The organism is Streptomyces sp. NPDC037100 (genome assembly GCF_055606225.1).
This window is the reverse complement of the sequence record NZ_JBVJSX010000026.1, coordinates 1-12,305: the sequence shown is the minus strand read 5'-3', so window position 1 is coordinate 12,305 and position 12,305 is coordinate 1. Positions and strand designations below refer to the sequence as shown.

The following is a 12,305-nucleotide window of genomic DNA, read 5'->3' as shown; positions in this document are numbered from 1 at the left end:
GTCGGCGGTTTCGCCTCTACAGTTTTTGGACTCCCCCTCGCCCTCCTCGGTCTGCGGCCCTGGGCTTCTGCATGCCCACTTCCGGCCCGCGAGGACTCCTGCGCGAGGCGACTATTTCCCTCCGCCTTTCCGCACCCGAATCGGGGTTCCCCTTTGCCTTTTTCCCTTCACCAGGGCGACGCTCTGGCCGTTCTCTCCGGCCTTCCGGACGGCTGCGTCGACTCCGTCATCACCGACCCGCCGTACAACAGCGGAGGGCGGACCGCGAAGGAGCGCACCACACGCTCCGCGAAGCAGAAGTACACCTCCGCCGACGCCAAGAACGACCTCGCCGACTTCACCGGCGAGAACATGGACCAGAGGTCCTACTCGTTCTGGCTGACGCAGATCATGACCGAGGCTCACCGCCTCACCAAGACCGGCGGGACGGCCCTGCTGTTCACCGACTGGCGCCAGCTCCCGACGACGACGGACGCGATCCAGGCGGCCGGATGGCTGTGGCGCGGTGTCCTGGCCTGGCACAAGCCGCAGGCCAGGCCCCAGAAGGGCCGGTTCACCCAGAACTGCGAGTTCATCGTCTGGGCCAGCAAGGGGCCGATCGACGGCTCCCGGAACCCCGTCTATCTGCCTGGCATGTACTCGGCTTCGCAGCCCTCTGGCGCGAAGCGCCAGCACATCACGCAGAAGCCGGTCGAGGTGATGCGCGAGCTGGTCAAGATCAGCCCCGAGGGCGGCACAGTCCTCGACTTCTGCGCCGGCTCCGGCTCCACGGGCGTGGCCGCCCTGCTGGAAGGCCGGGACTTCATCGGCGTGGAGAAGACCGAGCACTACGCGTCGATCGCGGCCGACCGGCTCACCGAGACGATCCGCGCAACCCTCACGCAGGACGACCTGGTTCTCACAGCCTGAGCTGCGTCCCTGCCCGTCGCCAAGGCGACCAGCTCCCACGCGCAGCCGTCGGCGGAATACCGCCGGAGGAACGTGCAATCCGCTGACGGCGCCGCGCGAGTGCGCCCCCGCACTTCCCTCATTCCGCGTCTCGTAGGAGGCCGAACTTCTCAATGCCCGAATCCGCAAAACCTGCCGACGATGGAGGGATGGAGCCGATTCGTATTCCGGATCCGCAGCTGGAGGGAATCGAGGCGAGCGTGCGGCGGCTCATGGAGCAGTCGGCGCAACAGGCTCAGCAGCTCGACCACCTCGCGTCCGCCCCGTCGCCGAGTGGATCACCGTTCGCCGCGTTCGGCATGCCGGGACTCGACGGCCCGCCGGCCGCCGCTCCACCGGAGCCCCGCCCGATCCTGGAACTGGACGGAGAGGAACGCGAGGACGAACTCGACGCCCTGTCCGACTGGGTCGACGACTTCTTCCTCCCGGTCTACGGGGCCGAGGTCACCACCGCGGCGCCCTGGTGCCTGCAGTGGCAGGAGCACGACGACGTCGTGGCCTGGCTCCATGCCTTGTGGCTCGCCTACCAGCAGCACAAGGACCCCGAAGCCGGGCTCTCCGGCCTGTTCGTGTGGCACCGGGACTTCCTCACCCACGCCGTCGCGGCGATCCGCGCACCGGGCGGCCCGCTCTCGGCCTGCATGACCTCTCCCGACCGGCCCGCGCACCGTCTCCTGCCCGGTCCGCCGCCGTCCGTACGGACGGAGACGGCGGCCACGGCGGAAGCCGCTGACCAGGACGAGCCGGCGTCATGACCGCGGGGCAGGGACAGCCCGCCTTCGGACTGAGCTTCGATCCGCGCGCGCTGACCGATCTCCTCCAAGCCCCCAGCGACATACGTGACCTCACCCTTGCCTACCTGCAGGAAGTCGTGAACGCGCAGCGCTTCGGGCTGCGCCTCGACGGTGACCTGGAGGGCTGTCGAAAGCTGTTCGTGGACTCCCGCAAGGACTGGCGCGTCGTCTACGCCGTCCGGCCGGCGCCTGCGGAGTCCGCCCACCACAAGGAGATCCACGTCGTCGCGATCCGGCCCCGCGCGGGCAACGACGTCTACGACGAGGTCGGCCGCCGTCTGGGCATGACTCGCCGGCCGCTGAGCGCCCGCACCCACGCGGCACGCTCCCGTTCCCCGCAACTGGCCGCCCGCGCGCCCGTGCCCCGGCCCGGTCCGCCGCCCACTGCGCCACCGGGTCTACCCCGTCCCGCACCGAAACCCGCGCACCATCCCACCCGCTGAACGCACGGAGCGTCGCCTATGCCCCCTGAACCCGCGCCGACACCCTCCCGGCGTGCGGTCTCCCCGCTCGACCATCGCCTCGAAGCCGCCACAGGGCACGACATCGACACCATGTGGGCCTACCGCGACCGCGGCGTCCTCGACGAGCAGCACGCCCAACTGGTGGACCGGCACCGGAAGCTGGCCAAGCCCCAGACCGGCGTCATCTTCCACCTGCGCCTCCTCAACCGCCTGTCCAACCGCGAGTTCGACGTCGACGGCGCTTTGTTCACGCGTATCGACCGCACCGTGGACCAGTTGGAAGAGGCTGCCGACGCGCGGGACACCGCTGCCCGGGATGTGCTCGCCGCCCTGGAACCCATCGAAGTCGCAGCAGCGTCCGTCGCGCCCGACGCGCAGCAGCTCTCGACTGACGACCAAGCGGCGCTGCTCGCCATCGCCGGCGGCGCCAAGCTCTACGAACACCTGCTGACCGGCCGGATGTCCGTCACAGCCGCCTCCGGCACCCGCATCCCCCACACCAAGCTCCGGCGGCTGGAGGACGCCGGCCTGGTCGCCCCGGACACCGGCCACCCCGTACACGCCGGCCAGCCGGTCGCGCCCGCCGACGCCGGACGAGCCGCGCTTTTCGCCGCCCGCCGGGCCCCCACGACGCAGACGCCGAAGGTCCCAGCTTGCCCCGGCACATCGCCGTCAACTCCGGCGCAGCGGCGCTGAACTCCACCGAAAGGCCCCTTGTTGTCTCCCACCGAACCGGCGCCGGTCCGGAAGTCCATCCCCCAAGTCGACTTCGATCTGGACGACCTCGATGCCGACGAGGAGAGGTACTTCGACTTCTACCGCAAGGTCGGCGTCCACGAGGACATGCTCGTCCCCCTCGCCGAACATCACGACGGTCCGCACAGCTTCTACGTTAACTGCACCCTCTCTGGCTCGTTGAGCGAGAGGAACTGAACACCAGGGAGCCAGAGTTGCAGGATCTACATCGTGAGCTGATCGAGGGGCGGGCCAGCGTGCCCCGCGTCGGTTCTGTCGTCGAGCTGGAGACCGTACATCCCCAATACGCCGTGCTCGATGCCTCCGGCGTCATCGTCGAACCCGTCGCGTCGTACCTGCGCGAGCTCGCACTCGATGACAACCGGCCCCTGACCAGCCGAAGCTACGCGTACGACCTGCTGCGTTGGCACAGGCTGCTGTGGTTCCTCGGGGTGGCCTGGGAGCGGGCCACCGAGGCCGAAGCCTCCGCGCTGGTGGGCTGGCTCCGTGTCACTGAGAACCCGCAGCGCGGCCGGAAGAACCCCGGCGCTCCGCCGCCCGGCTCGGTGAACCTGCGGACCGGCAAGCGCTACCTCAAGGCTGGCTACGCGCCCACCACGATCAACCACAACCTCACCGTGGTCAGCAGCTTCTACGCCTTCCACCGGCACCACAACCGGGGCCCGCTGGTGAATCCAGTGCCGGAATCACGGGCGCAACGCCAGGTTCTGGCGCATCGTATCCCCGACGCCAACATGCCAGTGTTCCGGCGGGCCCGTCTGCGGCAGCGCGTCAGGCAGACCGACCCGCGCGCGATTCCGGACGCGCTGTGGGAGGAGCTCTTCGCAGCGATGACACACAACCGGGACCGGGCGGCGATCTTGCTCTATGTCTCCAGCGGCTCGCGGGCCAGCGAACTCCTGGGCGTCACTCCTGGCGACATCGACTGGCCCGGCCAGCAAATCTACGTGGTGACCAAGGGCACCGACGACCGCGAACCGGTCCCGGTCAGCCCGCAGTCCCTGGTCATCCTGGCCGCTTACCTCGACCAAGCGGGTCTGCCGCCGGCCCACGAGCCGGTTTTCCGCACTCTGCGCGGCGCCGACAAGCCGCTGAGCTACTGGGCGATGCGGCGCGTTTTGCAGCGGGCAAACGAGAAACTCCAGACGAACTGGAGCCTGCACGACCTGCGGCACACCGCCGCGAACCGGATGGCCAACGACCCCAACCTCACCCTCGCTCAAGTGCGGGCGATCATGCGGCACGCCGACCTGGCGACCACCGGCCGCTACCTCAACGCCCGCGTCGAGGACCTCTTCGACGCCCTGCAGCAGCACTACAACCGGCCCCGCGTCGAGCCGAGCTTCGCACCGGGATACGACCCCGACGACGTCAAGGCGGTGTTCGGTGGTTAGCCGCACCCCGGTCGACACCTACACGGCCCGTAACCGTCGGCAGACCTTCCGCGAGGACCCCGGCCCCGAGCCGACCCGGTTCACCAGCGCCGCCATCAAAGCGGCACCAGCCCCACGGCCGGAGAACCCGCCGGCCCCGTTCGGGGACCTCTCGAAGGCGAAGGTCGTCGAGCTGTGCGACGTGTCCAGGGACATCCTGCCGGGCCAGAGCGGATCGTCAGCCGAGCAGCGCAGGGCCGGCATCCGGATGCTCTTCCACCATCTGGAGAACCTGCCGGGGAACACGTGGCAGGAGAGGTGGGAGACCAGCGGCTTCAACGACGTGAACGCTCCGTCGGTCACCACCCTGGGGCGCCCAGAGGTCCGGTACCACAGCAGCTGCCTGACCTCGGCGCTCAAGATGGCATTCTCCCTGCGGATCATCCAGCCATCCGTGCCGGGGTTCAGGGCCAACAAGTTCACCGACTACGCCGAGCCATTCCGAATCATTCAGAAGGACCCGCAGCTGGACGAGTTCTTCAAGACAGTCGACGCCCAGCCGCACCTGCACCTGGTCCACCGCCAACGGGCGAAGTTCGACCTCACCTGCGCGCTCACCACGCAGGGCATCGCAATGGAACACCTGACGCCGTCCGCTCTGCTGCACTACTCGCTGGAGAACAAACAGCTCGGCCTCACTCCCGGCGCTGTCAGCAACACCACCCGCTTCGCGGCCCTGGGCGCCTGGGAGATCCTGCATCGAATGGGGCACTTCCCGCCCGGGACGGCCCCGACGCTGCGGATGTTCATCTACAGCGGCCAGTACACCGTCGAGGAACTCGTCGACCGTTACGGCATCAGGAACGCCGGCGTCCGCCAGCTCCTGATCGACTACCTCGTCCGGCGCCGCGCGGACACCGACTACATCACCATCGAGGGGCTCTCCCGCAATCTGGCCAGCCTGTTCTGGGCGGCCATCGAGCGCATCAACCCCAACCAGCAGACCCTCGCGCTCAGTTCAGATGTCTACGATCAGTGGCGAGCCGAGCTCCAGTACCAGCAGAGAGACCGGACCAAGCAACGCAAGGGTGCCGCCAGTATCCTGCTGGCCGTCCGCGGTCTCTACGTCGACCTGCACAGCTGGGCAATCGCCGAACCCGAGCGCTGGGCCCAGTGGGTCGCTCCCTGCCCGATCATGCCGCGCGATCTCAAGGGCTTCGGGAAACGCCGCCGGGAGATCAACCGGCGGATGGCCGACAGAACCCGAGTCCGCCAGCCGCTGCTTGCCGTACTCGTCCAGCACGTCGAGGCACGCCACGAACACCTGACCAGCCTCCTCGAAGCCGCCACGCCGGTCCCCTTGGGCGCACCCTTCGTACACCAGGGACGCAGCTACAGCCGCACCGACTCACGGGATGACCGGCGCAGGGCCACCATCTTCTCTGACCCGTCCGTCCGGGTCATCGACCACGGCACCGGCGAGACCATTCACGTGACCATGGCCGAGGATGCGGCCTTCTGGGAGTGGGCGGCGGTCGAGATCCTGCGGCACAGCGGCATTCGCATCGAGGAGCTGTGCGAGCTAACCCACCTCAGCATCCGCCAATACCAGCGGCCCAACGGCGAGGCCATCGCGCTCCTGGTGATCGCCCCGTCCAAGAGCGAACGCGAGCGTGTCATTCCCATGTCCGCCGAGCTCTTTCACGCCGTCGCCCAGATCGTCCGCCGCCAGACCCGGAGGGCGCGGACCATTCCGCTGGTCAGCCGCTATGACCCTCATGAGAAGACCTGGTCCGAGCCCATGCCGTTCCTGCTGCAACGCCAGCTCGGCACCGTCCGGGGCGTCATGGCCGCCGGCACCGTCCTCAACATGCTCACCCGCACCTGCGGGGAGATCGGCGAGACCAACCCGGCGTTCGCCAAGTTCACTCCGCACGACTTCCGCAGGCTCTTCGCCACCGACATCGTCAACGGCGGTCTGCCCGTCCACATTGGAGCCGCTCTGCTTGGACACCTGAATCTGCAGACCACTCAGGGTTACGTCGCGGTGTTCGCCGAGGACATCGTCAGGCACTACCAGGAGTTCCTCAACCACCGTAGGTCGCTCCGGCCCGAGGGGGAGTACGTCGACGTCCCCCCTGGCGAGTGGGAGGAGTTCGAGGAGCACTTCGACAAGCGCAAGGTCGAACTCGGCAACTGCGCTCGCCCCTATGGATCACCTTGTCAGCATGAGCACGCATGTATCCGCTGTCCTATGCTCCAGGTCAACCCCAAGATGCTGCCCCGGCTCGCCGACCTGGAGAAGGACCTCCTCCTCCGGCGCAAGCGCGCCGAGGAAGAGCAGTGGCTCGGAGAGATCGAGGGCATCGACCTGACCCTGACCTTCCTCCGCACCAAGCAGGCCGACGCTGCACGGCTCAGGCGACGGCCCCCCGTCGATCTCGGCCTTCCGCATCCACGCTCGCCCTGGACATGATCGACGAGACGCGGTTCCTGGGGCTTGGCTGTCGCTGTCGCCGACGACGCTTCACGGAGATGATGCCGCCTTCCGACTGCGCACCGGCACCAGGCACGGCCGCGACCTCGCTCTGTCGCGGCCGGAGGCCCCAACGCGCCTATACAGTGAAAGCTGGTCACCGCGGTCGGTCTTGCGTTCGATCGGTGTAGTGGGATGGAAGGCTTCTGACGGCACTGGCCGCAGCGGCTTCAAGCGCGTGTACGAGCGTCAGGAGCCAGGCAGGACCGTCCTGACTGGCAGTGCACTGCCCCCATCTGATGTCTCGAACGCTGTGGTACTTACCGTCGCCATGGGATACCTGGCGTCGATAGACTGTCATCTCCCAAGTTGCAGGGTGGACCGAGATGGCCATGCACCGAAGAGCCGTACTCTCCAGCGTCGTTGTCGGAGTTGTCATCGCTTGCCTGTCGGTCCTTTCGGCGACTGCGAGCCAGGACGCTGGTGACGGAGATGGGCAAGGGGGTCGGTTCGAGGTGACAGACGGCCAGGGACGCACTCCCTCAGCCAACCCTCGCACCGCACAGGAGCGCGAAGCCTGGACTCAGGACGAGACGCCCGAACAGGCGCGGAGGAGAATTGATTACCTCGAGAGTCTTGAGTCGAGTCGCCCAAGCGGCAGTCGCTAACCCCCGGCGATAGACCGCTGATGCGCTGCACTGCCAGTCTCCGATGACGCAAGTCCCAGCGGGCGCTGCAATTGAGACAATTCCCGGTGCGCGGGTGGAGCGCGGGCTGGATGTGACGGTCCCTTCCCAGAGGTTGGTCAGTCGGCCCTCAAGGGTGCGGCTCAACACCATCGGACCACCCGCCTGACGTGCGGCCTGGTGAGTCGATCACCCGGCCCGCTTCAGTTGCCGATCGAGAAACCCATTGGCTAACCGATCCTGGTGAAGGCCGACCGGTGCACCCTCACCGCCAGACCTTGACGACGCCCGTGACCTCGCCGTAGCGAACGCTGCAACCCCCTGATCTCGATGCGCGGGCAGTCTGCGCCCCCTCCATTGCGATCTTGCAAACCCGAGCCATGCAAGTCTGCGTGAATTCGATCAACCCCTCCATCCGTGCGGCACTTTTGTGTGAAGATCAGCTCGCGCCGTATCGGCAATTGCCAATGGCGCACTTCGGCTTGCCTGAAAAGTGTGGAGGGATTCCGCTTGCGAAGATCAATAGCGCACAAGAACCGAAGATCGACATGGCTGACTATGATCATGTTTTCCGTCCTGTTATCCCTGATGGCCCCTGAGGCTCACGCACAGGAAGAAGGGGAGAGCGCCGGCCAGTTCACCGTCACAAACCTCGATGGAAGTCCTATCAGGTGGCCGGAAGCTCCGAACAACCTCAAGGAGCGCGCCAAGCGATCCCAGCAGGAGGCGCCAGCGCGACTCCTAAAGAGGAACAAGTATGTGGAGAAAATCCAGCAAGACGAGGAGCTCGGACCTCGGATTGCGGGAGACTTCCCTTCTGCGTCGATGACGGACTGCTATAACGCACCGTACGACGGCAGGATATCTCTCACCATGAGCCACTGGCAGTGGTGTAGCACATTCATCGGCAGCTACTCCTCGTACGAAAAGTGCAAGGGGCCGCCGCCGGGTAACGGTTGCGTAGAAATCGGAAGCGTCCAGTTCCGCGTAGGAATCATGGGCCAAGGTCATCAGGACAAAAATGACCGCGGGGCTCGCAAGGCGCGGTATTGGATGCAGCTGGACCAACCAAAGATCTTCAACGCTCCACGCCTCACCGACAAGCTGTCCTTCACCGGCCTCTGCACTTCCTTCAGCACAGGTGCCCGGTGCGAGGACGCCCCGGGAAATGGACGAACCGATACGCTTGCGGGGTGGATGGCAGCTGGTCACGTTGACTGGGAGTACACGTCCCCCGAAGGGTCTCTCACCGGCGAGAAGAAGGCGCTCTTCGAATTCTCTATAACATCGATGGTGGCCCAAGAATACCCGGTTCCAGGGATTGTCATACCTCCCGGAATAACCGGGTTTCGCTGCGACTCCGCTCCGTACATGAAATGGCCCGTAGCGATTCCCTCCTATGGGTGCGTTTTCGACGGAGTCATATCTACTTGGAGATTTCGGGCGACACCTGACGTTGCCGAGACCGCGAAACACGTATGGACGGCACAGTTCAAGCCGAACCTGACCAGACCGCCCAGCGTAGATAACAAGAAGACGCCCGGCTCAGTGCAGAGCGGGATGCCGCTCGAGCGACTCGCGGGAGAGGCTGGCAGCGAAAACGATGTGCTGCACGGCAAAAACCGCGACAAATCGATCGCGACCTGCAAGACGAACTTCGGTCAGTCGTACTCCAGAGGAAAAACACGGGACTGCGACGAATACCCAATGGCTTCCACTCGGGAAGGGGCCTGGACCGGGGACGTGCAAAGTGAAGACGGCACAAGCCACTTCTCCGTGAAGCCGCTACCCAGCGACGATAATCAGGCAGCAGGGCGACTGCTCAACGATTTCTACCTCGCTGAACGGATCATCAATGGAGATGATTTCTACGTAGATGTCCGGGCGGCGGATGGAAGCAAATATTCCGGCGTCGAGGAGCCAGCAGGAGTCTCATCCCCGCTCTCGAACCGGTCCTGTGACCTCCGTCAACCTGTCGTTTCCGGTGTCAAAACCGACGCCGCACCGGAGAAGACCTTTCTGGACTACGCGAAGACAACGCCTGATGGATGGACCGGCGGAGACTCCACGTACTCTGTGAAACTTCCGGACGGGCGGATTCTCTGGCTCTTCTCGGACACCTTTCTGGGGCCTCTCAATAACGACGGGACCCGGCCAACGAGCGCACCATTCGTCAACAGCACCATGGTGGTGCAAAACGGCAATCAGCTCACCACGCTCCGAGGTGGACCCAAGACGAGGCCGGAAGGTCTCATGAAGCCTGCTGCAGACAAGCACTGGTACTGGCTTGGCGACGGTCACCTACACAAAGAGGGCGGCACGACCTACCTGCAGGTGATCTTCCAGGAGTATTACAAGTTCGGTCCGGGCTCCTGGGACTTCAGGCACAAGGCAAACTTCGTTGCGACATTCTCGCTTGACAGCTTGGGCACATCGCATGGGCACGAGCCCCTGTACGTCGATCCCGTCCCATCAACACCTGGCATCGGTTGGGGATCCGCGCTCTTGCCCTCAAGCCTCAGCGGCGACGGCTACACCTACATCTATGGGGTAGACGACGCTCCAACGAACAAGAAAATGCGCGTCGCACGCGTAAAAGGCACTGATCTCACAGGAAAATGGGAGTATCTTAACCCAGGCGCCGGCGGATGGATGAGAAGCGAAAAGCAGGCAGCCAACGTCTACACCGGCATAGCCAACGAATACAGTGTAACGCCCTGGTACGGCGGATTCATGGTGGTAAGTCAATCAAGCAGGGAAGCCTTTAGCGGGGAGATCAAAGCAGCTGTCTCTTGCTCCCCTCACGGCATTTTCCAGCTCGAGACCGACGTCTTCCGCATGCCTGAACCAGGGCCGTGGGGAAGCTACGCGGGTAAAACGGCAGGGACCATCATCAGCTACAACGCACACGTTCACAGCTCCATGCTCAACGGTGGGGCGGGTCCCTACACCCTCTCGTACAACGTGAACAGCATGGACAGTCGAGTATCATCCAGCGCTGATCATTACCGCGATCCAGGAATCTACAAGCCGCGATTCATCTCATTCAGTATGACCCCGACCGGTGGGACCCTGAGGTCTACTGGCAAGGGGGCTGGTTAGCTCGATGGCCTGCAAGTTGATCCAGCTTTGGATCGACTTGCAGGCCACATCTGAATCACCCAGATCTCCAGAGGATCCTCATGGGGTCCTTGAGGAGGAAACGGGTCAAGCACCAATGGCGCTTCGAGATGATCCCGGCCTCGACACATAACCCGAATGTGATATTGACCAGGGTGCACCATAACCGTCCCGTATGAAACGCCACCTAGGTCGACAACTGTGAAACTCTCCGCCAGCGGGGCGTAGAAAGCACGCTCATAGTCCCAAGAGGCATTGGGCTTTGATGCGGGGCCATCCCAAACTTCCAGGCGGACCAATGGGTAGAAATCATTGTCGCTAGACCTCAGCGTCAAACCATGACCCGGAATCTGTACAACGTCGTCATCTGCTGGAGCTTCCTCGAAGAGGATGGGGCCGACCTGAATGGTTCGGTACGAAACTCGCGGGCGAACATCAGTGATATCGACTACCTTGGGCACGTACCCTCCTAGGGCAACCGTCCAGACGTGGTCCATCATGAGTACTGAAAGTTCTGTTCAGACGAGCTATAGGCCCAACGCCCGGTCCTGAGCTGCTCCAAGTCTTCAACCGCTCTCGAGGCTGTCCAAGCAGTTGTGCGACTATGCGGGCAGCTCTGACCGGAGCCGAGGCCGTGAAGATCCACTTGAAAGACCCCGGCTTGGCAGTATGTGTGCAGTGCGTACTGCCAACACCATCCAGCGGTACAGCGGATTGCCGTTCACCTCGCCCCCGTCGTAGGCGATCGCCAGCCTACGGAGGATGCGGGGCGCCCGTCCATGCCGAGCACCGCGCTTCCGACGAACCCATCCTGTCGGAACGAAACAGGCGGTACAGCTGATCGCCTCGGATACGGACTTCTCGTTCGGCCATCACTGAGCCTCTCAGTGATGGCCGCTCCAGGGTGAGAATGGCTTTGGCGATTGACGTCATGCGGTTGGGGCTGCAGCGGGACCTGTGGAAGATCCGCCAGGACTTCAGGCAGGCCACGCCGCGCTCAACCGGTGCCCGTGCCGCGGCCAGAGCCCGGTTGACGGTCTTCTCGGTAGAGGTGAGTTCCCGCAGGGGCCTGCGTTTGATCCCCGTGGCCAGCCAGGGGCCACCGCCCTGGTAGGTGAGATCGGCCGGATGGGGACGCCCTGGCGCTTGCAGATGCGGATGATCCGGTGGGTGCGGGCGGCGGTCAGGTCGTGGGAGCCACAGCAGCCGGCCGTCCGGATCGGTGACTACCTGCACGTTCACCCCGTGCCGGCGGTGCTTGTGGGAGTAGTCGGCCCGTCCGTCGCCGACCCGGTCGCACTCGGCGTCGTGCCGTCCAGGAGGACGAAGTCCGGATTCTGCTCGCGTAGGACCTTCAGCAGGCCCGGTGCACGGTCGGCGAGGAGGTCGATGACCGCGCTGGTGTAGGCGTGGGCGGCGGACTCGCTGATCCCGAACCCGGCAGCGACCTTCGCCAGGGTGGTGTGCTCGCGCAGGTACACCAGTGCCACTATCGCGCGCTGGGACGGACGGAGCTTGCAGCGGCGGTCACCCTTACGGGTGACGATGAGCATGGTGACCCACTCCACGAGCGCATGTGGCAGGTCGAGTGCGGCAGGATAGATGGCCAACGAGGCCCCTGACCAGCGTGGTTGAGACGTCAGACATCTCGATCAACTGCCCGGGGGCCTCGCTCGTTGCGCTTCACG

Annotated in this window: 11 protein-coding genes; 9 read left to right on the top strand and 2 right to left on the bottom strand. The window is 64.9% G+C overall.

The features are described 5' to 3' along the window. Positions 1-153: 153 nt before the first annotated feature. From ACZ7EG_RS39670 to ACZ7EG_RS39630, 9 genes are all read left to right on the top strand, one after another. Positions 154-909 carry a DNA-methyltransferase gene (locus ACZ7EG_RS39670; protein ID WP_031109304.1) on the top strand — a complete coding sequence of 252 codons (756 nt, stop codon included), beginning with the start codon at positions 154-156 and terminating at the stop codon, positions 907-909. A 251-nt stretch (positions 910-1,160) separates the two neighbouring features. Then, the gene (locus ACZ7EG_RS39665) at positions 1,161-1,703 is read left to right on the top strand and encodes a DUF4913 domain-containing protein (protein WP_471089828.1); all 543 of its coding nucleotides are present in this window, start codon (positions 1,161-1,163) and stop codon (positions 1,701-1,703) included. After that, positions 1,700-2,185 (top strand): hypothetical protein, encoded by a 486-nt coding sequence (locus ACZ7EG_RS39660; RefSeq protein WP_388244574.1) that lies wholly within the window; start codon positions 1,700-1,702, stop codon positions 2,183-2,185. Before ACZ7EG_RS39665 ends, ACZ7EG_RS39660 begins: the two co-directional genes overlap by 4 nt. An 18-nt stretch (positions 2,186-2,203) precedes the next feature. Further along, entirely contained in the window at positions 2,204-2,902 is a 699-nt protein-coding gene (locus ACZ7EG_RS39655; RefSeq protein ID WP_471089790.1) for a hypothetical protein, read from the top strand. A gap of 21 nt (positions 2,903-2,923) precedes the next feature. Next, entirely contained in the window at positions 2,924-3,139 is a 216-nt protein-coding gene (locus ACZ7EG_RS39650) for a hypothetical protein (RefSeq protein WP_471089788.1), read from the top strand. A 17-nt stretch (positions 3,140-3,156) separates the two neighbouring features. After that, complete coding sequence (locus tag ACZ7EG_RS39645) at positions 3,157-4,356, top strand: tyrosine-type recombinase/integrase (RefSeq protein ID WP_471089787.1); 1,200 nt, start codon at positions 3,157-3,159, stop codon at positions 4,354-4,356. Beyond that, positions 4,349-6,811, top strand: a complete 2,463-nt coding sequence (locus ACZ7EG_RS39640; protein ID WP_471089785.1) for a tyrosine-type recombinase/integrase — start codon at positions 4,349-4,351, stop codon at positions 6,809-6,811. Before ACZ7EG_RS39645 ends, ACZ7EG_RS39640 begins: the two co-directional genes overlap by 8 nt. Before the next feature lie 1,078 nt (positions 6,812-7,889). After that, the gene (locus ACZ7EG_RS39635; protein WP_471089783.1) at positions 7,890-8,096 is read left to right on the top strand and encodes a hypothetical protein; all 207 of its coding nucleotides are present in this window, start codon (positions 7,890-7,892) and stop codon (positions 8,094-8,096) included. Continuing rightward, a complete protein-coding gene (locus ACZ7EG_RS39630) occupies positions 8,062-10,599 on the top strand; it encodes a NucA/NucB deoxyribonuclease domain-containing protein (protein WP_471089780.1) in 2,538 nt (845 codons plus the stop codon). The genes ACZ7EG_RS39635 and ACZ7EG_RS39630 overlap by 35 nt, the downstream gene beginning before the upstream one ends. A 771-nt stretch (positions 10,600-11,370) precedes the next feature. Here ACZ7EG_RS39630 and ACZ7EG_RS39625 read toward each other — a convergent pair. After that, the gene (locus ACZ7EG_RS39625) at positions 11,371-11,853 is read right to left on the bottom strand and encodes a transposase family protein (RefSeq protein WP_471089777.1); all 483 of its coding nucleotides are present in this window, start codon (positions 11,851-11,853) and stop codon (positions 11,371-11,373) included. 2 nt (positions 11,854-11,855) lie between these two features. Continuing rightward, complete coding sequence (locus ACZ7EG_RS39620) at positions 11,856-12,227, bottom strand: helix-turn-helix domain-containing protein (protein WP_471089774.1); 372 nt, start codon at positions 12,225-12,227, stop codon at positions 11,856-11,858. Positions 12,228-12,305 lie beyond the last annotated feature (78 nt).